Origin of the sequence: Paenarthrobacter sp. CAP02 (genome assembly GCF_040137855.1) — a bacterium.
Lineage (GTDB): Bacteria > Actinomycetota > Actinomycetes > Actinomycetales > Micrococcaceae > Arthrobacter.
The window spans coordinates 19,031-44,255 of sequence record NZ_JBEEII010000016.1; the positions used below are offsets into that span (position 1 = coordinate 19,031).

General features: G+C 63.3%; 22 protein-coding genes and 1 pseudogene. 8 read left to right on the forward strand and 15 right to left on the reverse strand.

The window, feature by feature from the left end; all coding sequences use genetic code 11:
- Positions 1-37: 37 nt before the first annotated feature.
- Positions 38-2,475, reverse strand: a pseudogene (locus ABHM97_RS20240) (YobI family P-loop NTPase); the annotation flags it as partial.
- Between the two features lie 249 nt (positions 2,476-2,724).
- Positions 2,725-3,810, reverse strand: coding sequence for a redox-regulated ATPase YchF (gene ychF / locus ABHM97_RS20255; RefSeq protein WP_349472013.1), 1,086 nt, complete (start codon positions 3,808-3,810; stop codon positions 2,725-2,727).
- Between the two features lie 115 nt (positions 3,811-3,925).
- Between ychF and ABHM97_RS20260 the strand changes: the two genes are divergently transcribed.
- Positions 3,926-5,155, forward strand: a complete 1,230-nt coding sequence (locus tag ABHM97_RS20260) for a DNA recombination protein RmuC (RefSeq protein ID WP_349472014.1) — start codon at positions 3,926-3,928, stop codon at positions 5,153-5,155.
- Between the two features lie 76 nt (positions 5,156-5,231).
- Here the strand turns inward: ABHM97_RS20260 and ABHM97_RS20265 are convergent, their stop codons facing one another.
- Both ABHM97_RS20265 and ABHM97_RS20270 read right to left on the reverse strand, forming a co-directional pair.
- Positions 5,232-6,317 (reverse strand): 4-hydroxy-3-methylbut-2-enyl diphosphate reductase, encoded by a 1,086-nt coding sequence (locus ABHM97_RS20265; RefSeq protein WP_349472015.1) that lies wholly within the window; start codon positions 6,315-6,317, stop codon positions 5,232-5,234.
- A gap of 24 nt (positions 6,318-6,341) precedes the next feature.
- Positions 6,342-7,205, reverse strand: coding sequence for a hypothetical protein (locus ABHM97_RS20270; RefSeq protein WP_235516966.1), 864 nt, complete (start codon positions 7,203-7,205; stop codon positions 6,342-6,344).
- 212 nt (positions 7,206-7,417) lie between these two features.
- On the opposite strand from ABHM97_RS20270, the gene xseA reads away from it, so the two are divergent.
- Positions 7,418-8,695, forward strand: coding sequence for an exodeoxyribonuclease VII large subunit (xseA, locus tag ABHM97_RS20275; protein WP_349472016.1), 1,278 nt, complete (start codon positions 7,418-7,420; stop codon positions 8,693-8,695).
- Positions 8,696-8,734: 39 nt separating this feature from the next.
- A complete protein-coding gene (locus ABHM97_RS20280) occupies positions 8,735-8,992 on the forward strand; it encodes an exodeoxyribonuclease VII small subunit (RefSeq protein ID WP_349472017.1) in 258 nt (85 codons plus the stop codon).
- A 15-nt stretch (positions 8,993-9,007) separates the two neighbouring features.
- On the opposite strand, the gene ABHM97_RS20285 is transcribed toward ABHM97_RS20280, so the two are convergent.
- The 9 genes from ABHM97_RS20285 to ABHM97_RS20325 form a co-directional block, all read right to left on the reverse strand.
- Complete coding sequence (locus ABHM97_RS20285; RefSeq protein WP_349472018.1) at positions 9,008-9,859, reverse strand: polyphosphate kinase 2 family protein; 852 nt, start codon at positions 9,857-9,859, stop codon at positions 9,008-9,010.
- 54 nt (positions 9,860-9,913) lie between these two features.
- Entirely contained in the window at positions 9,914-11,134 is a 1,221-nt protein-coding gene (locus ABHM97_RS20290; RefSeq protein ID WP_211711254.1) for a pyridoxal phosphate-dependent aminotransferase, read from the reverse strand.
- Between the two features lie 120 nt (positions 11,135-11,254).
- Entirely contained in the window at positions 11,255-12,211 is a 957-nt protein-coding gene (locus ABHM97_RS20295) for an ABC transporter substrate-binding protein (RefSeq protein WP_235516976.1), read from the reverse strand.
- Positions 12,208-12,951, reverse strand: a complete 744-nt coding sequence (locus tag ABHM97_RS20300; protein ID WP_349472019.1) for an ABC transporter permease — start codon at positions 12,949-12,951, stop codon at positions 12,208-12,210. The genes ABHM97_RS20295 and ABHM97_RS20300 overlap by 4 nt, the downstream gene beginning before the upstream one ends.
- Entirely contained in the window at positions 12,948-13,688 is a 741-nt protein-coding gene (locus tag ABHM97_RS20305; protein WP_349472020.1) for an ABC transporter permease, read from the reverse strand. The genes ABHM97_RS20300 and ABHM97_RS20305 overlap by 4 nt, the downstream gene beginning before the upstream one ends.
- The gene (locus ABHM97_RS20310; protein WP_305082594.1) at positions 13,688-14,782 is read right to left on the reverse strand and encodes an ABC transporter ATP-binding protein; all 1,095 of its coding nucleotides are present in this window, start codon (positions 14,780-14,782) and stop codon (positions 13,688-13,690) included. Before ABHM97_RS20310 ends, ABHM97_RS20305 begins: the two co-directional genes overlap by 1 nt.
- 154 nt (positions 14,783-14,936) lie before the next feature.
- Complete coding sequence (rsgA, locus tag ABHM97_RS20315; RefSeq protein WP_349472021.1) at positions 14,937-16,100, reverse strand: ribosome small subunit-dependent GTPase A; 1,164 nt, start codon at positions 16,098-16,100, stop codon at positions 14,937-14,939.
- Positions 16,101-16,317: 217 nt separating this feature from the next.
- Complete coding sequence (locus tag ABHM97_RS20320) at positions 16,318-16,770, reverse strand: NUDIX hydrolase (RefSeq protein ID WP_349472022.1); 453 nt, start codon at positions 16,768-16,770, stop codon at positions 16,318-16,320.
- Positions 16,771-16,805: 35 nt separating this feature from the next.
- Positions 16,806-18,602 carry a glycoside hydrolase family 35 protein gene (locus tag ABHM97_RS20325; RefSeq protein ID WP_349472023.1) on the reverse strand — a complete coding sequence of 599 codons (1,797 nt, stop codon included), beginning with the start codon at positions 18,600-18,602 and terminating at the stop codon, positions 16,806-16,808.
- Between the two features lie 50 nt (positions 18,603-18,652).
- Here ABHM97_RS20325 and ABHM97_RS20330 point away from each other — a divergent pair, with 50 nt between their 5' ends.
- Positions 18,653-19,684 (forward strand): pirin family protein, encoded by a 1,032-nt coding sequence (locus tag ABHM97_RS20330; protein WP_349472024.1) that lies wholly within the window; start codon positions 18,653-18,655, stop codon positions 19,682-19,684.
- Positions 19,685-19,686: 2 nt separating this feature from the next.
- Here the strand turns inward: ABHM97_RS20330 and ABHM97_RS20335 are convergent, their stop codons facing one another.
- Positions 19,687-20,622: an N-acetylglucosamine kinase gene (locus ABHM97_RS20335; protein WP_349472025.1), complete on the reverse strand. Its 936-nt coding sequence runs from the start codon at positions 20,620-20,622 to the stop codon at positions 19,687-19,689.
- 41 nt (positions 20,623-20,663) lie between these two features.
- Here ABHM97_RS20335 and ABHM97_RS20340 point away from each other — a divergent pair, with 41 nt between their 5' ends.
- Positions 20,664-21,707: an NAD(P)H-dependent flavin oxidoreductase gene (locus ABHM97_RS20340; RefSeq protein ID WP_349472026.1), complete on the forward strand. Its 1,044-nt coding sequence runs from the start codon at positions 20,664-20,666 to the stop codon at positions 21,705-21,707.
- Here the strand turns inward: ABHM97_RS20340 and ABHM97_RS20345 are convergent.
- Positions 21,682-22,656 carry a LysR family transcriptional regulator gene (locus tag ABHM97_RS20345; protein ID WP_349472027.1) on the reverse strand — a complete coding sequence of 325 codons (975 nt, stop codon included), beginning with the start codon at positions 22,654-22,656 and terminating at the stop codon, positions 21,682-21,684. The genes ABHM97_RS20340 and ABHM97_RS20345 overlap by 26 nt on opposite strands.
- A 77-nt stretch (positions 22,657-22,733) precedes the next feature.
- On the opposite strand from ABHM97_RS20345, the gene ABHM97_RS20350 reads away from it, so the two are divergent.
- The 3 genes from ABHM97_RS20350 to ABHM97_RS20360 are packed head-to-tail and all read left to right on the forward strand — an operon-like array spanning position 22,734 to position 25,219.
- The gene (locus ABHM97_RS20350; protein ID WP_502921315.1) at positions 22,734-23,987 is read left to right on the forward strand and encodes an MFS transporter; all 1,254 of its coding nucleotides are present in this window, start codon (positions 22,734-22,736) and stop codon (positions 23,985-23,987) included.
- A 31-nt stretch (positions 23,988-24,018) separates the two neighbouring features.
- On the forward strand, positions 24,019-24,666 hold the full coding sequence (locus ABHM97_RS20355) for a TMEM175 family protein (RefSeq protein WP_349472030.1): 648 nt from the start codon (positions 24,019-24,021) through the stop codon (positions 24,664-24,666).
- Positions 24,667-24,712: 46 nt separating this feature from the next.
- Positions 24,713-25,219, forward strand: coding sequence for an Lrp/AsnC family transcriptional regulator (locus ABHM97_RS20360; protein ID WP_349472031.1), 507 nt, complete (start codon positions 24,713-24,715; stop codon positions 25,217-25,219).
- The last annotated feature ends 6 nt before the right edge of the window (positions 25,220-25,225 follow it).

Here is a 25,225-nt window from a genome sequence, read left to right on the forward strand (position 1 = left end):
GGTGCTGAGCGGCTGCTCCACGACCGGCTCCTCGACGCTGGTCGGGATTCGGAGTAATCTCGGCGGGCTCAACCGCGGACTCAAGATTCAGCTGCTTGACGAGCTGTACCCTGGCCTGCGCCGTCAGATGCGTCGAAGCATTCAGCACGCGGACCGCGAGGACGCCACGGTCCTCGTCTGGAACCTTCTCGACGTCCCGCAGTTCGACCGTATCGACCCCGCCCGTGGTCAGAAGTCCAGACAGCTGCTCGTCAACCCCGTGAGCCTGCACGTAAGCCCAGACGTTGGCGTCCGTCGGAGCCAGGAGGCCCGCATCCACGATCAAAGGCCAGGTCAGCTGCGGGACAGCCTCGATCTTTTGGATCGTGGCGAGAGCGGAGCTCTGCTCAATCACTTCGCGCAGCTGGTCCTCGGTCCATGACTCGTGCTGCTCGTTGATGACATCGACCAGCACGGACTCCGTGAGCACGATCGGCCCGATGGCATCCATTGAAGCGATGTAGTCCCCGATGCGCTTATTGCAGAACTCCCACACGCTTTGCTTTTGGCGCACCTCGTCGAGCGTCGGGTCTACGTCGATCCCGAGTGCCATCTGCAGGTTTGGTGAGCTGAGCTTGTACCTGTGCGCTGCCACGATACGGTCCCCGAGCGGCGTGCTCAGGCCGCTAAGGTCCGTGACCACCAGCTCCACCGCCTCGAGGATTTCGAAGACCCGCTCAGTCTGTGCTGCAGTCTGACTCTGACTGAGGGCGGTGAGACGCTGATAGGAAGACTCGAGCAGCGCCCTCGAGGAATTACCGATCTCATAGACGTCGATACTCAGCGCGTTCAGGAGCGCCGTGTCGAACAGCTTCAGCCGCGTCTCTTCGTCCGGGATGCAAGGGTGCTTCGCGACGTACTCGAAGACATCGGGCCACGGGTGCTCTGTCAGTTGTTGGATGAGGAGCTCGCGAGGGGCGTCAGGTGTGTTGAGGAAGGCATCCATGAATGCATGGACGTCCTTGCCGTCATGCGTGACGACGTACGCGACAAGTTTCTTCGCGTCTTCTGGTTTTTCATTGAGCAAGTAGGACGCGACTTGGAGGTTCAGAGCACTGACGGTGCTCATGAAGTCCGCCGGCACCTGCTCAAGCAGGTTGCTCATGGCCTTTTCCGACGTGAACTCGTAGTCGAGGTACATCTCGTCCGGCTGGACACTGTGGTTGTAGAAGAACGCCACGTCGACGCCGACGAACTTGCCGTAGAAGATCGCGGAGTACTCAGCGTAGTTGCGCGTGATGAAACCCCGCCGCACGAGATCGCGCGCCAGCTCTGACTCAAGTACCTCGGTGATGCGCTGATCGAACCTGATTCGCCCCTTCGGTACGCCTTCGTAGCTGGCCAGTCCGGCGGAGTCCGCACCTCGCAACCCCGCGATGTCCTGGTCGTATTGACGAAGCAGGCGGGCCGATTCGGCGGGATCGGGATCCAACCATTGCGCGGAACTCATGACCTCTGGAAAGACACGGCCGATCTGTCCTGCAGAGGGCGTCACCGTAGCCCCGCGGTTCTGCACGAGAGAGAAGGACTTCGACTTGGCCACGCGCTCCCAGAATTCCATTGTGTCGACGGCATTAGACCCGTAGCCCTGGTCATCGACCATGACGGACGAGTATGAATAGCCGTTCGGGGAAGGGAACATGTCCTTGAGATCGCGAAGACTGCCCCCCCAACTCCACTGCGGTGGCTTCTTTCCGATCGCGCTGCTCCTCGGTCCTCATCCGCTTGCGCCGCTGCTCCTGCAGACCCTCGATAAGGGTCCTGACCTCGTCGCGATGGAGCTGTTCGAGCTTATCGAGGGTGCTGGTGCGCTGCGAGATTGCCTTGAAGTCAGCGAGGTGGAAGTTTTTGTGCGCGACAAGTGCGAAGAGATGGTCCGCCGTCATGCCCGGCGCACGGCTCTTCTTCTTCCACAGCAGATGCTCAGCGAACACCACGAACTCGTTGCAGATGTTCTTCATCAGACGCATGTGGTGGTGTGCCGTGCGATCAAGTCCAGGAGAGGACGTGACACGACGTTCTCGGCAAGACCGAGTTTTACCAGCTCCTCGGCGAGGAGGTCACGGGCGTTGCGATGCGAAATGAACGGCACCATGGGAATGACGATTTCGAAGAACTTGGTCCGGTTCGCGCGCCGGACGGCCTCGGCAGCAATGTCGAGCCGGGGTTTCGCGTTAGAAGGGGGCTGCCCTGGCCGTCACTGGTTTCGGCCTCGCCGTCCTTGAGCTTCTCTTCTGCATCTTTTTCGTCTTTGGATTCCGGATCCGTTCCGAGCCGCTCGAACAGGCTGTCCTTGATCGCGTAGATGAACCGAAGAGGCTCGTTCCCCGCCTGCCGGTTCGCGGAAGCATTGACGAGGGTGTTCAGTTCCCGGAGCGAGTCGAAGATCTGCGGATCCTCGAAGCGGTCCAGATCTTCGAAGATCACGAACTTCGGCTAGACGGTGGACCGCCTCTTCAAGGTGCCGCACGTAGATCCCGTGCTGGCCGCTCTGAATTCAGGGGCGAGGCTGCGCAGCTTGATCGGCTGCTTCGGTGCCTCTGGCTGCTGCGGACGTTCCTCGGCCACGGTTCCTCTCGCCCCAAAAAACGTTAGACGTCAGCGTCCAGCTTCAGAGGCACGGTCGGGCGTGCTTCTGAAGCTGGACGCCAGGTGATTCTATGAACTACTTCTTGCCTTGATTCGCTAGACGTTAAAGCGGAACTCCACCACGTCGCCGTCGGCCATCACGTATTCTTTGCCTTCGATGCGGACCTTGCCGCGGGACTTTGCCTCAGCCATGGAGCCGGAGTCGATGAGGTCGTCGAAGGAGACAACCTCGGCCTTGATGAAGCCACGCTGGAAGTCGGAGTGGATGACGCCGGCTGCCTGGGGTGCGGTGTCACCCTGGCGGATCGTCCACGCACGGGTTTCCTTCGGACCAGCCGTGAGGTAGGTCTGCAGGCCGAGCGTGTGGAAACCAACACGGGCCAACTGGTCCAGGCCGGACTCGCTTTGGCCATTCATTTCCAGCATTTCGCGGGCTTCTTCCTCGTCCAGTTCCACGAGGTCGGATTCCAGCTTGGCGTCGAGGAAGACCGCGTCGGCCGGAGCCACCAAGGCCCGAAGTTCTTCCTGCTTGGCCGGGTCGCCGAGGATGCCTTCGTCCGCGTTGAAGACGTAGATGAAAGGCTTGGCCGTGAGGAGGCCGAGTTCCTTGAGGTGCCCCATTTCGAGCTTGTCGCTCTTGATGGAGGAGAAGATCGTGTCGCCGCGCTCCAGCACAGCCTGGGCAGCCTTGATGGCGGCCAGTTCGGCAGCTTCGCGCTTCTTGATCTTGACTTCTTTTTCGATGCGCGGGATCGCGTTCTCGATAGTCTGGAGGTCAGCCAGGATCAGTTCAGTGTTGATTGTCTCCATATCGGAGCGCGGATCAACCTTGCCGTCGACGTGGATGACATCCGGGTCATCAAACACACGGACTACCTGCGCAATGGCTTCCGCCTCGCGGATGTTGGCAAGGAACTTGTTGCCCAGGCCTTCGCCCTCGGAGGCGCCCTTCACAATGCCCGCGATGTCCACGAAGGATACCGGGGCAGGCAGCAGCTTCTGGGAGCCGAAGATCTCGGCCAGCTTCGCGAGGCGCGGATCCGGCAGGTTGACTACACCCACGTTCGGCTCGATCGTCGCGAACGGATAGTTCGCGGCGAGCACCTGGTTACGGGTCAGTGCGTTGAAAAGGGTTGATTTGCCGACGTTGGGCAGTCCGACGATGCCAATAGTAAGAGCCACGAGCATTGATTCTACCCGTTGATACCTTGTCCATGCTTGTTCGGCCCGACGCTGTGGCGACCCCCACGGCCGCAACCTCACTAAAACTGTCGTACCCCTGTGTCAGGGTTGCCACATGGATGGATTTGGATTCGTTTTGGCACTGCTCATGCTGCTGATCGGCGCGGCCGTGGGTCTGGCGGCCGGCTACGTCGTCTTCCGACGCCGGGGCGCCGGCCTGGAGGAGGACTTCGACGCCGTATCGACGCGCCTTTCGGAGGTGACGGCTCAGCTCGCAGCGGCCGACGCCGAGCGGCGGCTTTTGTTCACACAGAACCGGGAACTCAGCGCAGCAAGGAACTCGGATGGAAGTGTCCTGCGCGCCCTGGCGCCCGTCGCGGAAAAGTTGACGGCGGTGCAGCAGCAGGTTTCGCTACTCGAACGTGACCGGGTTGAGCAGTACGGACAGCTCGCCCAGCAACTGCAGGACGCCCGTTTATCCGACGAACAACTGCTCCGGTCAACCCACGCCCTGGCCTCCGCCCTTCGTTCCAACAGCGCACGTGGCCAGTGGGGCGAAGTCCAGCTTCGCCGTGTGGTTGAGGCATCCGGAATGCTCAGGCACGTGGACTTCCATGAGCAGGTCCACTCTGGCCGCACCGAGAACACCCTGCGACCCGACCTTGTGGTCCAGTTGCCCGGAGATAAGCAATTGGTGGTTGACGCCAAAGTCCCGCTGGCCTCCTACCTCGCGGCACAGGAACAGCTCCACGGGGATGGTGCATTCGGTGAATCGGTAACGCAGGCTTCCGTCCATGACTCCAAGACTCTTTTGGCCCAGCACGCCAAGGCCCTGAAGGCCCACGTCGACGCCTTGGCCGGAAAGAAGTACTGGGACATCCCGGGGAACTCGCCGGAACTGGTGATCTGCTTCCTCCCGGCTGAGTCAATCCTTGCCTCTGCCCTTGAGGCCGACCCCGGCCTGCTTGAACACGCCCTGTCCCGGAACGTCGTCCTGGCATCACCGGGGACGTTGTTGGCAGTCCTCAAGTCAGTGGCCTTCACCTGGCGGCAGGACGTCCTCACGGACAGCGCGCACGAACTGTTCGAGCTCGCCAAGCAGCTTTACGAGCGCATGGGCACACTGGGTGAGAACGTCAGCAAGCTCGGAAGCTCCCTCAAGACATCAGTGGACCGGTACAACGCCATGGTGGGCACCCTCGAAGCCCGTGTGCTCCCGACCGCCCGGAAGCTGAACACCATGGACGATGCTGGCCTCACGGCCCCCATGTCTGTGGAAGCTGTCCCGCGGGCTTTGGCCGCTCCGGAACTTCTTAGCGAAGAGCCCCAGGAGTCTGCGGCTTAACGAACTGGCCCGCAGCGGCGACCACTTCCGTCAGGAAGGGCGCCCGCTGCGGGCCAGTTCAGTAAGAAGCTTATTGCTAGGACGTAGCCCGGTTCCCGCGGCCACCGAGGGCCCGGGAGACATCCCCGGCCTTTTTCAAAGTAGCCCGCAGCTCCTTGGGGAGCGAGAAGAGGAGATCTTCCTCCGCTGTTACGACTTCCTGGACCTCGCCATAGCCGTAGTCGGCCAGCAGGCGCAGGACATCCTGGACGAGGACTTCAGGAACGGACGCACCGGAGGTGACGCCAACGGTAGCGACGCCTTCGAACCAGGCTTCATCCACCTCGTTGGCGAAGTCCACGCGGTAGGAGCTCTTGGCCCCGTACTCGAGGGCAACCTCAACCAGGCGCACCGAGTTCGACGAGTTGGCCGAGCCGACCACAATGACCAGGTCAGCCTGCGGTGCGATCTTCTTGATGGCCACCTGGCGGTTGGTGGTGGCATAGCAAATGTCGTCGCTGGGAGGATCCTGCAGAGTCGGGAAGCGGTCCTTCAGGAGGCGCACGGTCTCCATGGTTTCGTCCACGCTCAGCGTGGTCTGCGAAAGCCAGATGGTCTTCTCGGGATCGCGCACTGTGACCTTGTCCACCTCGTGCGGACCGTTGATGATCTGGATGTGCTCGGGGGCCTCGCCGGCGGTGCCCTCGACTTCCTCGTGGCCTTCGTGGCCAATGAGAAGGATGTCGTAGTCGTCCTTGGCAAAGCGCACGGCTTCGCGGTGGACCTTGGTGACCAGCGGGCACGTCGCGTCGATGGTGCGCAAGCCGCGGTCCTCTGCCGACTGCACCACTGCCGGTGAAACTCCGTGCGCGGAGAAGATCACCAGGGCGCCTTCGGGAACCCCGTCCGTTTCCTCGACGAAGATGGCCCCTTGTTCTTCCAAGGAGCTGACCACGTGTACGTTGTGGACGATCTGCTTGCGGACGTAGACGGGCGGGCCGTAGTGCTCCAAGGCCTTTTCGACCGCAATGACAGCCCGGTCCACGCCGGCGCAATAACCGCGGGGTGCCGCCAACAGCACCTTCTTGGGACCCGTGACGGGTGCCGCTGCCAGTACCTCTTCCGGCGATCGCCGTCTCCGGGGCACGCTGGGCATCGGGATGGAAATTGCTGTGGAGGTCATCCCACAATGTTACCGGTCAGGTCATTATCCCCGGGCATAAGGTGATGGTCGTCTCGCGGAAATAATCCAGGCGACCAAGCCGATGACCAACAAGGCGGCCGAGATCAGGGCAGCCACCGTTGTCCAGGGACCAAAACCGGACTGGACGGCGGTGAAGAACTTCCCCATGAACAGCCCTGCCAGTTCGTTGCCGTTGGAGAGGTTGCCAACAACTCCTTCAGACACATTCAATCCAACCGACCAGAGCCCCGCCACGGCCAGGCCGCCCAGCCCCAGGAATGCCAGGACCGCAGGCCTCCTGCGTGCCACAAGCAAAGCCAGCAACGCCGAAACGAGAGCTCCCAGGGCGGCAACCCACCATAACGGAGCAAAGGCTGCCACCCTTTCCACCAGTTGGCGGTGGGACGGTTCGCCCAGCGAAATAAGCCGTTCAGAGGGGACGTCGAGCCGGACGCGCGTAGCGTCGGCGAAATGGTCGCGGATCAGCCTGACCAGGGGCCCAATGTCCAAGACCAGGGCCGTGGAAGCACCTGATTCTTCCGGCTGCCCAGCCGCACCGAAGTTCAGCTTGTGGCTGTTCCTCACTGTCTCTTCCCAAGCCTGCGGATAGTCGCTCCAGGACTGCATCCCGGACGCCGCCTGTTCAAGAACCCCGGCGGCCAGGGATTTGATGGGCCCTGGGAGGTTGACTGAGGATTCGAAAGAGCCGACGGCGGCGTCCGCCAGACGCGCCTGGAAATCGGGATCACTGCCCAATCCACCGGCGATGCGGGTAAAGCCATCTTCCTGAACAATGTTTTGGTCCACCCACGCGGCTGGAACGGCGACGGCAGTGAGCACCAGTGCGAGGATCACTCCCAATGCTGAAACGAAGGTACGCAAAGTCATCCTCGGGGTCGGGGTCCAGTGCCACCATCCTAGGTCTGTCCACATGATCCGAAAAATGTCGGAGCCACCAGGTAAAGCTATGGATAGAGTTGGAACGCGGCGCTGCGCCACACCCGAGCAGGTTGCCGCACCTGAGCGAGTTGCCGCACCCCGAGCGAGGATAGTGATCATGCTGGTACACCCACGGCTTCCGGGCCAATCACGGACCTGCCATGTCCGCTGAAGCGACTCCGGAGTCCACCCTCCCCGGGACTGCTGCCGAGACCAGTCCGGATAATCCCTGGCCCTTGCAGCTTCTTTCCCGCAAGCTCAAAGCCCACATCGAGAGAGCTCCCGCAGCCTGGATCGAGGGCCAGGTCATCGAGCTGAACCGCCGGGGTGGCAATGCCTTCCTGACACTGCGTGATGTCGACGCCGAGATTTCGCTGCCGGCTTCGGTGTGGTCCACGGTCCTGGACCGGCAGAAAGTACCGCTGGAGCGCGGGTCGCGGGTAGTTGCCTTAGTCAAGGCGGATTTCTGGGTCAAGACCGGACGCCTGAACATGTCGGTCAAGGACATCCGACCCGTTGGCCTCGGCGACCTGCTGGCTCGGATTGAGCGCCTCCGCCAGGCTTTGGCCGCGGAAGGATTGTTTGCTGATTCGCGCAAACGGAAACTGCCCTTGCTCCCCCACCGCATAGGTCTGATCACGGGCCGTGACTCGGACGCCAAGAAGGACGTGTTGCGTAACGCGGCCCTGCGCTGGCCAGCTGTGGAATTCGATGTTCGAGAGGTAGCCGTGCAAGGCAACACGGCGGTGTCACAGATCATCGCTGCACTGAAGAAGCTGGACGCCGACCCGCACGTGGACGTCATTGTCCTGGCCCGAGGCGGCGGCGCGCTGGAGGACCTGCTTCCTTTCAGCAACGAAGACCTGATTCGGGCCGTGTCCGCGGCTACCACCCCTGTTGTCAGTGCCATTGGGCACGAGGCAGACCGCCCCATCCTGGACGACGTCGCCGACCTCCGCGCTTCCACCCCCACCGATGCTGCAAAGCGGATCGTTCCGGATGTCACGGAGGAACTGGCCATGGTGCGCCAGGCCCGGGACCACCTCCGCCGCAGCATTGGCCGGATGGTGGATCGGGAAACTGACCGGCTCCACTCCTTGAGGTCCCGTCCGGTCCTCGCCTCCCCCGCGTCCATGGTCGATGCCCGGGCCGAGGATATCCACCGCCTGCAACGGCGCTCACATGCGGCGGTCAACACAGCCGTTGTGCGCGCCTTGGACCAAGTGCACCACCTGAGGGCACAGGTCAGGGCCTTGTCGCCGCAGAAGACCCTGGACCGCGGTTATGCGGTCGTCCAACTCGTCGGCGACGACCAAGCCGGGCATCAGGTGGTCAGCAGCCCCGAGGAGGCCCCCAAGGGCGCGGAATTGGCGATACGTGTAGCGGAGGGTCGGTTCCGGGCTGTCTCCGACGGCCAAGGGCAGATCCTGGAACATTGATTCCAGCCAACATTGTCAGCATCACAATCAAAGGACATCATGACCGAGAACAACTCAGCGGCTTCGGCACCTGATTCCCTGGACGCCTTGAGCTACGAGGAAGCCCGGGAACAGCTCGTGGCCGTTGTTGGCCGCCTCGAAGCCGGCGGGGCCAGCCTCGAGGAATCACTGGCGCTCTGGGAGCGTGGCGAAGCGCTGGCCAGGCGCTGCGAGGATTGGCTTGAGGGCGCCCGCAAGCGCCTGGCCTCGGCACGCGATGCAAGCAACGACGCCGGGGCTTCCTCTACCAACGACTAGCGGCCCGGCAGGGGCTCAGGATTCCTCGACGAGCTTCCGTTCAGCGGCGACGTCGAAGTCGGCTTTGGGCCAGTCCAACTGCATCCCTTCGAGCGCATCCAACAGCAACTGCTGAACCGCGATACGGGCATACCACTTCTTGTTGGCTGGTACGACGTGCCACGGGGCAATGCCGGTCGAGGTCTTCTGGAACGCCACGCTGTACGCGTCCATGTAGTCGTCCCAGTAGGCGCGCTCCGTAAGGTCCCCGTGGCTGTATTTCCAATGCTTGCTGGGATCGTCCAGCCGGGCAATGAGACGCTTCTTCTGCTCCTGCTTGCTGATGTTGAGCATGACCTTGACGATCGTAGTGCCCTGCTCCGCCAGGTCTGCCTCAAAGGCGTTGATGGCCGCGTACCTGCGCTCCAGTTCAGCAGCGTCTGCCCACGCGTGGACGCGGTGGATCAGGACGTCCTCGTAGTGTGAACGGTCAAAAACTCCCACCATGCCGGCATCGGGCACCCGCTTCGCGATCCGCCAGAGGAAATCGTGGGCCTTCTCTTCGTCAGTGGGTGCCTTGAAAGCTGCCAGTTGCACACCCTGCGGATCCATGGCACCCACGACGTGGCTGACAATTCCGCCTTTGCCTGCAGTGTCCATGGCCTGCAGAATCAGCAGAAGCCGCTTGGTATTGCCGAACTTGCCCTCGGCGAACAGTCGTTCCTGTAAGTCCGCCAACCGTGAATCCTGGGCAGAGAGCAGCGACTTTCCGTCGGATTTCGCACCGTCGTAGCCCGGGGTGGATTCCGGATCCACCTCCGCCAGCGAAAACCCTGACCCGACCCTTAATACGCTGGCCGGACTCTTGGCGAACTCAACTTCAGCCATCAGGCGTGCCTTTCTGCCGGGCCGCGCCCCCGTGGCGCGGCCATGGACCTCAGGCTAGTTGCCCGGGTACCTCGACAGGAAGTCCGCCATGCGGCCAATCGCTTCTTCGATGTCTTTGACGTTGGGCAGCGTGACCATCCGGAAGTGGTCCGGGCGTACCCAGTTGAAGGCTCGCCCGTGGGAGACCAGGATTTTCTGTTCCTTCAGGAGGTCCAGGACAAATTTCTCGTCGTCCCTGATGTGGTAGACCTCCGGGTCCAGTTTGGGGAAGAGGTAGAGCGCTCCCCTGGCCTGCTGCGTGCTGACTCCGGGAATGGCATTGAGGAGATCGTAGGCCTTGTTGCGTTGTTCCAGCAGGCGGCCTCCGGGCAGGATGAGGTCGTTGATGCTCTGGTAGCCGCCAAGAGCCGTTTGGATGGCGTGCTGTGCCGGAACGTTGGCACACAGGCGCATATTGGCCAACAGATTGATGCCTTCAAGGTAGTCGGCGGCGTCCTTCTTGGGCCCCGAAATAGCCATCCAGCCTGCACGGTACCCACAGACCCGGTAAGCCTTGGACAGCCCGCTGAACGTCAGGCAAAGGACGTCGTCTCCGGTTAGTCCGGCGAGATTGACGTGGACTGCATCCTCATAAAGGATCTTTTCGTAGATCTCATCCGAGAAAAGAACCAGCCCGTGTTTCTCGGCCAAGGCAACAATTTTCTTGAGGGTTTCCTCGGGGTAGACGGCGCCGGTGGGGTTGTTGGGGTTGATGACCACGATGCCCTTGGTCCGGGGCGTGATCTTGGCTTCGAGGTCCTCGAGGTCGGGCTGCCAACCGGAGTCTTCGTCGCAGAGGTAGTGAACGGGGCGGCCGCCGGCCAAAGCAACCGATGCCGTCCACAGCGGGTAGTCCGGGGTGGGAATCAGAACCTCGTCGCCGTCTTCGAGGAGGGCCATGAGGGACATGGTGATCAGTTCGCTGACCCCGTTGCCCAGGTAGATATCGTCGACGTGGATGTTCTGGATTCCGCGGGTCTGGTAGTACTGCGAGACTGCGGTCCGGGCCGAGAAAATGCCCCGTGAATCGCTGTAGCCCTGGGCGTTTGGCAAGTGGCGGATCATGTCCACCAAAATGGCGTCAGGCGCTTCAAAGCCGAAAGGAGCCGGGTTTCCGATGTTCAGTTTGAGGATCCGGTGACCCTCCGCCTCCATCTGCTGGGCGGCCTGAAGAATCGGTCCACGGATGTCGTAGAGGACATTATGAAGCTTGGTGGACTGCTTGAAATTCGCCATTCCTCAAATATGCCACACGGGTGATGGACTTCCGCTGAGACTTGACTCACACAAACGACGACGGCGGTGACGGGCCAGCGCGGGTCCGTCACCGCCGTCGTACGCGGTTTTCGTCAGGTGTTACTTTACGATGCCCTTGTCCTTCAGCCAAGCGGCTGCGGCATCCTTGGGGCTCTGCTTCTGGTCGCCACTGACTGCACGGTTGAGGTTGATCAGGTCGTCCGTGGTCAGGGTCTTGGAAACGTTGTTGAGCGCTTCCTTGGCCTTGTCCGTCATCTTCGCCTTGTTGTACAGCGGCAGGACCTGCTGGGCCTTGAAGTTGTTCTTGGGATCCTCAAGGACCACGAGGTCGTTGTCGACGATGGACGGGGTGGTGGTGTAGATGTCAGCCACCTGGACCTTGTCCTCCAACAATGCCTGCAGCGTCAGGTTGCCACCCCCGTCGTTGAACGGCTGCAGCCCCTTGAGCTCGCAGTTGTAGTTCTTCTTCAGCCCCGGGAAGCCGTAGGAACGGGTCTCGAACGTGGCCGGAGCAGCCATGGTGAAGTCCTTGCAGACCTTCGCCAGGTCCTCGATGGACTTCAACTTGTACTTCTCAGCCGTGGCCTTGGTAACCACCATGGCGTCCTTGTCCTCGGCCTTGGAGGCTTCCGCGACGGCCAGGCCGTCAGGGAGCTTGCCCGAAAGTGCCTTGTAGACGTCCTCAGCTGAGACTTCGGAGGCCTCGGTATCAACGTAGGACAGCAGATTGCCCGAGTAGTCCGGGACCAGGTCTACGGAGCCATCCTGGACGGCCTTGAAGTAGATCTCGCGCGATCCAATGTTCGGCTTGGACGTTGCCGTCAGGCCGGCGGCGTTCAGGGCACCCACATAGATCTCGGCGATGACCTGGCTTTCCGGGAAGTCGGCGGAGCCGACCACCAGCGAGCCGCCGGCGGCCGAGCCACTGGGGGCCGAGGTGGATGGAGAGGCCAGCGGACTGCCGCCACAGGCGCTCAACGCGAGGGCTACACCCAGGCCGGCTGCGAGGCCGCCGAGACCACGGCGCGTAAGGGTCATGGGGACGGGGTTTTTCATGGTGTACCTCCTTGAACGGCAGCCTCGGCGGGAGCTGTGGCTGTGAGATCGTCGGCAGCCTTCTGGCGGCCGCTTGAATCGAGGGTCAGGCCGGGCGAGAGGACAAGCCTCTGTACGCCGGCAAGAATCAAATCCACGGCGATGGCGAGCCCGGCGATGAGCAGGGAACCGCCAAGCATGCGCGGGAAATCCTGGAGGACGAGCCCGTCGAACAGGTAGCGTCCCAGTCCACCCAAGGGCAGGTAGGCCACCACCGAGACTGTGGCAATAACCTGCAGGACCGCGGTACGGATGCCACCGAACATGACTTGCAAGCCGTTGGGAAGTTCCACCCGGAAGAGGATCTGGAGTTCCGTCATTCCCATGGCCCGGGCGGCGTCCACCACCACGGCGTCGACACTGGAGATCCCGGCATAGGTCCCTGCGAGAAGCGGGGGAACCGTCAGGATCACCAGGGCCCAGACCGGCGGCATCAAACCACTTCCGGCGAGCAGGGCGAACAGGACCAGCAAACCGAGCGTCGGCAGGGCACGCAGCGCACCGGCCACCGCTACGGCAACTACCCGCCCACGGCCGGTGTGGCCGATGTACAGCCCGATGGGCACGGCGATGACTGCGGCGATGAGGAGCACCAAAGCACTGTATTGGAGGTGTTCGAAGGTTCGTGTTGGGATCCCGCCGCTTCCCCTCCAGTGGATGGGATCGATCAACCACGCGATGGTCTCCGCGAAGATGTTCACGAGGACACCTCCGGGTCCGCGCGCACGCCCGGGTGCAGAACAGCGGGTCCGGACTTGGGCTCTGTCAGCAGCGCGTTGGCGTCCTGGCGTTGGGACTTCCCGCCAACTGCCCGGGTCCACGGGGTCAGCAACCGCTCGAGGATAACCAGGATGGCATCCATGATCAGCGCAAGCACCAGGATGGCGATAATACCCACCACCACTTCGGTGACGAAGGTGCGCTGGAGCCCGTCTGTAAACAGGACTCCAAGATTCCCCACACCAAGGAGCGCTGCGACGCTGACCAACGAAATATTGCTGACCGAAACCACGCGAAGGCCTGCGAACATCACGGGCAGGGATAGCGGAAGGTCCACCTGGAAGAACCTGGGCAGTGGTTTGAAGCCCATGGCCACGGCTGCGTTGCGGAGGTCATCGTCAACGGAGTCGAAGGCATCCATGGCGGCTCGCACCAGAAGTGCAACTGCATAGATGGTCAGGGCAACCACCACGTTGATGGGGTCCAGGATCCGTGTGCCAAGGACGGTGGGAAGAATGATGAAGAGGGCCAAGGACGGAATCGTGTAGAGCAGCGACGTCGCCGTGGCTACCACCGACCGTAGTGCAGAATTGCGCCGGGCCAGCTGGGCCAAGGGAATCGAAATCAGCAGGCCAAGGATCATCGGAACAATGGCGAGCACCAGATGCTGCCCGGCCAGTCCCAGGACCATGCCGCTGTTGGCGAGGAACCACTCCATCAGGTGGCGTCCTCCCTGTGATGCCGGACTTCCTCGATCAGGGCAAGGACTTCCGGCCCCTTCAGGACTCCGGCCACCCGGCCGTCGTCGTCCACCGCGACGCCCAGGCCCGACGGCGACGACAACGCAGCATCGAGCGCGCGGCGCAGGGTATCGCCCTTGCGGAACAGCGAACCGCCCGGAATCAGGCCTGCCCCGTCGCGCGGAGAGGACCAGCCAAGCGGCCGCGATTCTGCGTCCACCACCAAAGCCCATTCCCCCGATTGCCGGCCCGCATCGGGGCCATCGGAGGGACTGACCATGGTCACGGGGTGCAACGTCACGGCATCGGCGGCGTTGAAGGCAAGGTGGCGGAAACCGCGGTCGCGGCCAACGAAGGAGGCAACGAAGTCGTTGGCCGGCGCCCGGAGGATTTCCTCGGGAGCTGCGTACTGGGCGAGCTTGCCGCCGACAGCGAACACAGCGACCTTATCGCCGAGCACGGTGGCTTCATCGATGTCGTGGGTAACGAAGACGATGGTTTTGGCCAGTTCCCGCTGGAGCCGCAGCAGTTCCTGCTGCAGTTCGTCGCGGACCACGGGGTCCACCGCACTGAAGGGTTCGTCCATCAACAGGACGGGCGGGTCGGCAGCGAGCGCCCGGGCCACCCCAACGCGCTGCTGCTGACCCCCCGAGAGCTGGGACGGATACCGCTTGCCAAGCACCGAAGCCAGCCCGACGACGTCGAGCAGTTCCGCTGCGCGTTTCCGCGCCGCCGCCTTGGGAACTCCGTTGAGCCGCGGAACGGTGGCGATGTTATCCAGTACTGAGCGGTGCGGCAGCAATCCGGAGGACTGCATGACGTACCCCATGGAGCGGCGGAGCTGTGCTGCGGGAACCCGGGAGACGTCGTCGCCGCCCACCGTGATGGTGCCGCTGGTGGGTTCCACCATCCGGTTGATCATGCGCAGCGAGGTGGTTTTACCGCAGCCCGAAGGCCCGACGAAGACGGTAATCGAACCTTCGTCGATCGACATACTCAGAGCGTCCACCGCAGGCTGCCCGCCTTGGTATTGCTTGGTGACGCTCTTAAACTCAATCATGGCTTCAGCCATACCCGGGCTTACCTATCTTTGGCGGACATTATCGGTAGAGCCAAACGATCATATGCAGGCTTATTACTCGGCTGCAAAGCAATCTTCACCCAGCGTAGCCAGCGGCACGGACGATGTCAGCGCCGCCACGGATTCCGTAATGAATCGGCAATGTTCACCGTTTGCGCCGTTTGCCTCCCTTCGCTGCGCGTTCTTCAGCTTGGTCGTGCCTGTGGCGCTCAGCGGCACGCTGACCCCTGTCCGCAGTCATGACCTTTTGATGCCATTCCCGCTGGTAGGCACGGCGTGCTGCTGCGTCGTGTTTCCTGGTGAGGGCGGCCAGTTCGCGCTGAAGTTTCAGGTAGCTGGCCCAACGCCTGGGGTCTAGGGACTCGTCTGCGAGCGCCTCCTGGACGGCGCACCCGGGCTCTGCCTGGTGGGCGCAGTCGGCGAAACGGCACTGTGCGAAGAGCTCGTCAAGGTCCCCGAACATCTCGTCCATGCCGTCATCAGCGTCGAACAGCCCGAAACCGCGCACGCCCGGGGTGTCCATCAGCACGGCGCCACCGGCCAATGGCACCAACTCCCGGGACGTTGTGGTGTGTTTTCCTTTGCCGTCTCCTGCCCGGACGGCTCCGGTTTGCTGGATCTCCCGTCCGGCGAGTGCATTGATGAGGGTTGATTTACCGGCGCCGGAGGGGCCGAGGAGGACCAGCGTTGCGCCCCCCGGGATGTGCCGCCTCAGTTCGTCCAGACCGTCGCCCTGCTCGGCGGAGGTGGTGACCACCTCCACACCGGCGGCCTGGAAGATCACCTCCCCCACTACGTCATCTGCCAGGTAGGCAAGGTCCGCTTTGGTGATGACCACCAGCGGCGTGGCGCCGGAGTCCCAGGCGGCAACAAGGGTCCGTTCCAGGCGGTTGTGAGTAAGTGGACGGTCCACGGGAACCACCACTGCCACAATGTCGATGTTGGAGCCCAGGATCTGCTCCTCGGAGGAGGCCTCGAAGGCGCGCTTGCGGCTCAGTGCCGATTGCCGGGGCAGGACCTCGACGACGGCTGGCTCGCCTGCGTTGTTGTGGCCAAGCCACACCCAGTCCCCCGTGGCTGGAACCACGCCGTGCGCCGGGTAGGGCAGGTGGAGGAGACCGTCATGTGATGCCACGAGGACGCGGTTCCGGTCGAGACGAACTACGCGTCCGGGCGTGGCCCGCGCATCAGGAGCCGTGTTTGCGCGAAAGAGTTCCGCAGTCCTGGTGGTATAGCCATAGTCGATCGGCCCGCGGAGCTGCTGGGTAGAGCTGTTTGAAGGGTTGCTTGAAGAAGCGAAAGTGTTCAATGGAAACCTCTGCTGAGGCCCGGCTGCCCTAGTTTTGGCAGGCTGATGCCGGGACAGGAATGGTGGGGTGATGACGGTTCGCCGCAACTGTGTGCGGGGCGCGCAAGATTATGGCAATCATCAAAATCCACCTCCTCGGCATCTGGGACCGGCTACTGAAAACCGGCAACGATGTTCAGCGTAGCCAACAGCCTCCGCTTTTGGCTAGGCCTCCTTGCTAGCTGAGCTTCCCGTTCTCAGGTCGCTCACGGTGCAGGCGCAGGGCTGTGTCCACCAGCGAGACCCTGTTCAGCTTCCCGACGTCTTCCAAGGGGATCCAGGCCGCATGTGTGGTGCTTCCGTCCACCTCGTGGGTGAGCTCGCCGCCCACGACGGTGGCTTCGTAGACCAGGCGCAGGGCTTCAAAGTCCGTCACGGTCCCATCAGGCCGGACGTCATCTTGCCAGTGACCCACGTCGATGCCCAGCATCCGTTCGATCTTCGCCTCATAACCGGTCTCTTCGAAGACTTCCCGCCGGCATCCATCCACCGGATGTTCCGCAAAGTCCAGTCCCCCGCCGGGAAGTGTCCAGCCTTCCTTGTCGTCCTGTTTCCAGTAGGCAAGCAGGATTCGTCCATCCCTGACGATCACGGCGTAGGCGGCTGGACGGGTATCGAACTGCAGACTCATGTTGCCAGCATATGTGCCGCTCCGGAGTCTTCCTGCTAGGAAAGCTCCGCAGCAGAAATAGGCCCGGCTTCTTCAGGCCCGAGGTCAGGCTTTTCGCGAAGTTCGACGACGGTCCCCGCCGTGCCCAGTTCAAGGACCTTGATCGTGTTGCGGCCGGCTTTGATCAAAGGGGCCGGGGCGTAAAGGGTTCGTTGAGGGCCTTTCTCCCAATACCGTCCGACCAGGAAGCCATTGAGCCAGACGAAGCCTTTGCCGGAATCGGGCAGCGCAATATAGGTATCGGCGGGCTCCGCGACGTCGAAGTCGGCCCCGGCCAGGCCCTCCAGGTCTTCTTCCTTCCACTCCGCCAGCGCAATGGGCGTCTGCGTCCAGTGGAAGGTGTAGCGCTGGTTGATCAGCACACCACCCAGGATGCCTTTCCCGTGTCCGGTCAGGGGGCCATAGTTGATGCGGCCAAGGTTCTCAACGAGGATCTCGAGCTTGGCTGGGACACCGCGCCCCGTGACAACCAACCCTTCAGCACCAGTGACATCATCGAGGATCCCGGCGAAGTCGCCATCGACCCACACATACGCGCGATCGTTCAGGCCCGAAATCTTCAGGCGGCTCTCTGCGGGGGCATCTGCACGTCCGGGAAGGATGGCTTCGGAAGCGTAGAGGACCATTCCGGCGTCGAGCTCCAATTGCTCGAAGCTGAGGGGCTTGACGCTGCTGGTGGGCTTACCGGCATTCCGGAGCAACTCCAACAGGTCCGGAGCGTCCGGCAAAACCAGCGACCGGGCAGGGATCACCGGAGTTTCGGCGAGCAGTTCTGCGGGGATCTCCGGCAGGTCCTCAATGCCTTGGGCGCGGTAGAACTCACCCCGGAAAGCGTGGAACTTGGCGGTCAAGGCACCGTTTTCGGCGATGGGTGCATCTGAGTCGTAGCTGGTGACTGTCGGCTGCAGCATGGTGCCGTCGTGGTTGCTGCCGGACCACAGGCCGAAGTTGGTCCCACCATGGGCCATGTAGACGCAGAGCGAGCCGCCAAGGTCGAGCATCTTCCGGGCTTCCAACGCTGCATCCCGGGCATCCCTGCGGTGGTGGTGTTCACCCCAGTGATCGAACCAGCCGCCCCAGAATTCGACGTTGAAGAACGGCTCATCGGGCCTGCGGCGCTGCCAGGTTGCCACCGCTTCGTCACCCCGGCTCCCCAGCGTCGCCGTCGCCCAGGTTCCCTCCACTGAGCCGCCGTCGAGGAAGTAGTCGGTGCCGCCGTCGGCGGTGAAAAGCAGCTCCGTGATTCCGCGCTCCTCGAGGACGCGCCGGTTCCAGCGGATGTACTCGTGGTCGTCGCCGTAGCTGCCGTACTCGTTCTCGATCTGCACGGCCACCACCGGACCTCCCGCGGATGCCTGGCGCGGAGTGATGATGGGGAGGAGGTGGTCGAACCATTCCCCGATTGCTGCGGTGAAGACCGGATCCATGCACCGGAGGCCGATGCCGGGCGTGCCGGTCAACCAGGCAGGAAAGCCGCCGTTGTCCCATTCCGCGCAAATATAGGGGCCCGGGCGGACAATCACGTCCAGGCCCTCCTCGGCAGCGAGGTCGATGAACCGCCCCAGGTCACGCCAGCCGGTGAAGTCCGGGGCCTGATCCTGCCGGGGCTGGTGGAAGTTCCACGCGACATAGGTGTCCACCGTGTTGGCGCCCATGGCCTTAAGCCGACGCAGCCGGTCCTGCCACAGCTCAGGGTGGACCCGGAAGTAGTGGATGGCTCCGGCGAGGATGCGGTACGGTTCACCCGAACGGTAAAGGACAGCGTCGTGGTAGCTAAAGAGGGCGTTGTTCACGTGGAACAGATTAGCTCAATTTCCAACATTTATGCACAGGTGATGAACACATGACCAATCTTGATACTTCCCCGGCACAGGAAGTTTGCCCCGCTGCACCAAAGGGGCAAGGTCCATGCGTTCAGCTGTGGCCCGAGCGGGAAGTTCCCCTGGGTGGCGTCCGCGCCATGAAGGTCATGCGCACCCTGCCCCAGCGCGGGCTGCCAACTGTCGGAGCCTGGTGCTTCCTGGACAGCTTCGGGCCCGACCGGGTGGCCATGAGCGTGCTTCCCCACCCGCACTGCGGACTCCAAACCGTCACCTGGCCACTGGAAGGTGCCGTCCGGCACCGCGACAGTGTCGGCAGCGACGTGGTGGTGCGTCCGGGCGAGCTGAACATCATGACAGCGGGCCACGGTATTTCGCACTCGGAATTCTCCGTCCTCCCCGCAAACACGGATTCAGGTCCAAGCTCCCTGGTGGCCGAGATCCCCATGTCCCGGGGGCTGCAACTCTGGGTTGCCCTTCCTGACGAGCACCGCCACCGGGCACCGTCCTTCGAGCAGGTCCGTGATCTTCCGGTAGCTTCCGGACCTGGCTACACCGCGACCGTCATGGTGGGAGAGTTCGCCGGACAGCGTTCCCCCGCTACCATGTTCAGCCCTATCGTCGGTGCCGACATCGTTGGCACAGGACGTCTTGAGCTGCCACTCCGCCCCGACTTTGAACACGCAGTGCTCGTGTTGGATGGCGGCGTGGTGATCGACGGACAAGACATCGGAGCAGGCCCCCTGGCCTACCTCGGCGCTGGGCGGACCACCCTGTCCGTGGATGCCCAGCCCGACACCCGCTTCATGCTCCTTGGCGGCGAACCGTTCGGCGAAGACCTGCTGATGTGGTGGAACTTCGTGGGGCGGACTCATGAGGAAGTGGAAAAGGCCCGCGAGGAATGGGAAGCCGAAGGTCTGCTCGACGACGACGCTGCCGCCAGCTCGCGCTTCGGCTTCGTCCACGGCCACGGGCCAGACGCCGGCCCGGAAGCCGGACGGATCCCGGCTCCCCCGCTTCCCGGAGTCAAACTCCGGCCACGCACCCGCGGCTGAGTTTAGCCGCGCTGCTCGGCCACAAGCCGGGGAACCCCAAACACCGGATCCTGCTGCAGGATCCGGACGTCCACAATTCCCGCTTCGGCCAACCTGGCTTTGAAGGCATCCTGGAGCTTAGGAACGTTCATGCCCAGTCCGCTGCCCAGGATCACAGGCCCGTCCAGGCCGAGTTGGCGAATGGCTTGTTCGGCGAGGTCGGCGAGGTCGGCACCTGCCTGCTGCACCAGTGCCAGGCTGACGCCGTCACCGGCGTCGGCTGCTTCCACCACCAAGCGGGCCTGCTGCGCCCAAAAACGGCGTCCCGTGTCCGGCGAATGGAAGAGGGCGATCAACTTACCGGGTTCCTCCACTCCGCAGGACTCCAACAGGGCACGGCTGAGCCTATCCGGCTCCAGGCCCTGGTTCATCCGGCGGAGGCTGTGGCGGACGGCTTCGCGGCCCAGCCAGTACCCGCTGCCTTCGTCGCCCAGGAGGTAGCCCCAGCCACCCGCCCGGGCCTCTTCGCCGGCGTCGTTCCTCCCCCATGCCGCAGAGCCGGTGCCGGCGATGACGGCCACGCCAGTGCTCGCACCACCGGCTGCCAACAGCAGCCGCGAATCGTGGACCACCGTGATCCGGGCCCCGGGTGCGTGCGGAGCAATCAGGTCTGCGAGCGCCTGGGCGTCCTCGTCCGTGTCTATGCCACCCGCTCCTGCGTAGACCTCCTCGACAACCCCTCCGCCGATGCTGCCAAAGAGTTCGGCGAGGTTGGCTGCCGCCTGCTCGCGGGTGACGTTCTGGACATTCGAGCTGCCCGCACTCGCATCCCGTACAGGCATGCCGTTCTCGAACCGCACGCCGCGGGTTTTCGTCCCACCGATATCGAGCCCAATGACTGTGCCACTCAGGACTTCCTCATGGGCAGGGGAATGTTGGGAAGAGTCAAGATTGTTCACCGTGAAAGACTAGCTTGGAGCGTCCTGAGGAGGAACCGCACATGCCTGGATCCATGTTTGGCACCCCGTTCATCGCAGCCCCCATGGCTGGCGGAACATCAACCCCGGCCCTGCTGCGGGCTGTCCACGACGGCGGGGGCATCGGTTTCCTTGCCGCCGGCTACAAGAGCCCGGAGTCCATGGTCGGGGAGATCGCGGCGGCACGGAACCTCAACATCCGGTTCGGCATGAACGTTTTTGTACCCAACCCGGACCAGCTCCCACCCAATGCCGAAGCGGTGGCACGCCTCGAGGAATACCGGCGCGAACTGGAGCCCGAAGCCGCCCGCTATGGTGTGGCCCTGCCGGAGCTGCGCCTCGATGACGACGACGCGTGGCAGGACAAGATCGACGCCCTGCTTGCCGATCCGGTGGATCTGGTGAGCTTTGCTTTTGGCCTGCCCGGAAAAGCGGTTGTCCGTGCGCTGCAAAAGGCGGGCACCACGGTCATTTCCAGCGTGACCAACGTCCGGGAGGCCCTCGCCGCCGCGGAGGAAGGTCCGGACGCCATCGTGGTGCAGCACGGGTCCGCTGGCGGCCACAGCGCAGCTTTCCTCCCGCACGCCAGCGAACCAGCCGATGCACCGGAAGCCCGGACGACGGCGGAACTGATCGCCCAGGTGCGCGCCGCCGTCGGACTTCCGCTGATAGCGGCAGGTGCGGTCATGGACACCGCGACGCTTCGCGAGGTGTTGGCGGCCGGGGCGGAAGCCGCGCAGATCGGCACGGCCCTGGTCCGGACAGACGAAAGTGGCGCCAGGCAGGTGCATAAAGATGCCTTGGGCGATCCGGCGTTCACGGCCACGGCTTTGACCCGGGCATTCACGGGACGCACGGCGCGTTCGCTGGTCAATGAGTTCGTTCGCGATCACGCTGACGCGCCGGAGGGCTACCCTGCCATTCACCACCTCACCTCACCCGTTCGGGCGGCTTCGTCGGCCGTCGGGGATCCGCACCGCCTGAACCTGTGGGCGGGTACCGGGTGGCGGCAGTCGCGCACAGGTTCGGCAACGGACGTGGTCAGGGAGTTCCTGAACGGGCTCTGACAAGTTCGGCCAGCAGGCCGCCGCCCTCGGTAACCACCATTTCGCGGAACAGCCGGACGGCGTCGGGTTCAAAGCTCCGTTCCCGCCATGCCAGGCCGATTTGCCTGAAAGCGAGTCCGGACTCGATGGCTACTTCAACGAGTCCAAGTTCAGCTTCCGGAAGGAACTGTCCGGTTCCTGAGCGGGGCCCTGCAGGCGGGAGGATGCCGAAGCCCAGGCCTGCGGAAATCAGTCCGCGTGCGGTAGTGGATTCCTGGACTTCGAAGGCGATCCGGGGGCGGAAGCCAGCCTCCCGGAACAGTTCCTCGCCCAGCGCCCTGAGCCCAACACCGGTGGGCAGGGTGACGTAAGGCTCGTGCCGGAGTTCGGAAAGGCGCACGCTGGGCCGCCCTGCCAGCGGGTGGCGGTAGTGCAGGACAGCCCGCAGCGGTTCACGGTAGAGCGGGAGGGACCGGATGCCCTTGCCATCGGGCGCAATAGGGGCGATCAACGCGAAGTCGGTTTCCCCCGCTGCGAGTTCCTGCAGGCAGTCGTCCCGTGGACCCTGCCTGAGTTCGAAGACGGCCTGGGGATGGCGCCCGCGGAAGGCACTGATGAGCAGTGGCAGGGTAGCTTCCCCGAACGTGTGTTGGAAGGAGACGCCAATGCGTCCCCGCACGACGTCGGACTCGTGCCTCACCCGGTCCAGTCCGGCCTGGAAGTCCTCCAGGGCATCTTCGATGTAGGGCAACAATGTCCTGGCTGCGGGAGTGAGGCGGATGCCCCTGCCGTCCCGGATCAGCAAATCCATGCCGACAATCGCGCTGGCCCTTGACACGGCCCGGCTAACCGTGGACTGCGGCACCCCAAGCAACTCGGCTGTCTCGGTCATGTGCTCGGTGCGGCCCAGCTGCGCGAGGACAGGCAGGAGCGGGAGAAGCTGGATGAGCTGATGGTGATCGGGTTCCATGACGGTCCTTGGGCTGGGCAAAAGCACTCATGCTGTGTTGCATGAATCTTAGCTAACCTATGCATTGGATCATGAAGATGCCTGAAGTCTACTGTTGCCCCGTGACTAAAACGACGGCCATGGAAAACACGCAATCGTGGGAGGGGCATGCCAAAGGGTCCTCCGGATACCGTCGCGTTTTGGCCGCCTTGGCCCTTGCCGGGGTGGCCACCTTCGCCCAGCTCTACTCCACGCAGGCCGTCCTTCCGCTCATGGCAAGCGACCTCCACATCACAGCGGCTGAGGCGGCGCTAAGCATCTCCCTGGCAACCGTAGGACTGGCCGCCACGGTTTTGCCGTGGTCGTTTGTGGCAGACCGGATCGGCCGGGTACGGGCCATGGCCATCGGCATCGCCGCAGCCACCCTGCTCGGGTTGATGGTTCCGCTTGCACCGACCCTCCCCCTGCTGTTGGGTCTCCGGACGCTGGAGGGCATGGCCTTGGGCGGCATTCCGGCCATCGCCATCGCCTACCTCAACGAGGAAGTCACCAAGATCCATACCGCCCTCGCAGCGGGCAGCTACGTCGCGGGAACCACCCTGGGTGGGCTCGCCGGCCGGCTGGTTGCTGGTCCTGTCGGCGAATTGTGGGGCTGGCGCGCCGCGGCCTTGGCCGTCTCCCTGCTCGCCACCGTCTCAGCCGTGCTTTTCCTGGTACTCGTCCCCAGGCAACGCCGGTTCAGCCCCTCTCCAGCCATGGGATTCCGGGGAGCGGTCAGGACCTTGGGCGGACATTCCCGCAATCCCAAACTCCTGGCGCTGTATTTGCAGGCCTTCTTGCTGATGGGCGGATTCGTGGCCGTCTACAACTACCTGGGATTCCGCCTCCACGCTGAACCATTTGGCCTCCCGACCACCGTGGTGAGCCTCATCTTCCTGGCTTACCTCGCAGGCACCGTCAGTTCACGATGGGCCGCGGGCCTGACCACCAGGTTCGGCAGGCGCAACGTCCTTCTGGCCGGGATCGCCGTGATGTCCGCAGGCCTGGCCCTGACCCTGGCAGAGAATGTCGCAGCCACGCTGGCCGGCCTGGTTGTCTTCACGGGAGGCTTCTTCGCCGCGCACAGTGTCGGCTCCGGATGGACCGGCGCCATCGCCACCACGGGCCGCGCCCAGGCCGCATCCCTGTACAACCTCTCCTACTACCTGGGCTCGAGCATCATCGGCTGGGCTGGCGGCCTGGCCTTTCAGGCTTACGGGTGGCCTGCGTTGGCATGGTCTGTCATGGCACTTTCATGCACGACGGCGGTTGTCACCTTGGCGGTACACCGCCAGCCCCGCCGCGTCAGTTGATCCCAGCCTGCCTGGACCTACAATCGGAGGCATGACACAGGTCACCAAATCCCGGGAGCTGTCGTCGCCGGAACGTTTGCAGGCATTTGCCGACGCCGTGGTGGCGATTGCCTTGACCTTGCTCATCCTCCCGCTGATGGAAAGCGTCGGGGAACTCGGTGACCATGACGGAACCACCGCTCAATGGTTGGCTGACGAACGCTTCGCGCTGCTCGGATTTGCCCTGAGCTTCATCCTGATCGCAGTCTTCTGGCGTCACCATCACAGGCTCTTCACCAACGTACGCAAAGTGGACAGTGGCCTGCTCTGGTTGACGGTGCTATGGATGTTCACCATTGTCTGGATGCCCGTCGCAACCGCGCTGTCCACGCAAATGCGGGCCGACTGGGCCCAGCCACTGATCTACATCGGAACCCTGTTCGCGACCAGCCTGATGCTGGTACTGGCCCGGGTGTATCTGCGCTCGCACCCGGACTTGCACACCATGGACGACAACGAGGCGCGGGATGGAATCCGGGCCGGAAGCATCGTGTCCGGCCTTTTCCTGGCTGCGTTGCTGCTTGCCTTGGCCATTCCCAGTGCCGGCAACCTGCCGTTGCTGCTCATGCTCCTCTCCGAACCCCTCCAGCGCTTGGCCCGGCGGCGCGACCGGCAGAGGTCCCGCCCGATAGTCAGCTGAAGATTTCACGGTCTAGGATGAATGAAAGGCAATTTCAGGAGGATCCGTGATCAACCCCACGAAGAATGTTCGGTCAACCACGGCCAGCACTGAGCCCTTGGACTCGATCGACGAACGGATCCTGGCGGCGTTGGTGGATGATGCGCGGATCTCCAACAAGCAATTGGCCGAGCTCGTCGGAATCGCCCCATCCACGGCTTTGATGCGGACGCGGGCATTGTCGGAGCGGGGCATCATCGAGGGCTTCGAGGCGGTCCTGAGCTTGCCGGCCATCGGCCGCTCGGTCCAGGCACTGATTGCTGTTCGGCTCCGCGCCCACGACCGCGATCAAATCGACCGTTTCACGGCACGCGTTCCCAAGCTTCCCGCGGTGATCTCCACGTTCCACACCACCGGCTCGGTGGACTACCTCCTGCATATCGCGGTGGCCAACACCGATGACCTGCGCAATTGGCTCCTGGATAATCTCGCCACCGACCCCGTGGTGGGACACACCGAGACCACCATGGTGTTCCAGCACATCCCCGGAAACCGCGGACCGCTCCCGGAATAGCTGCGA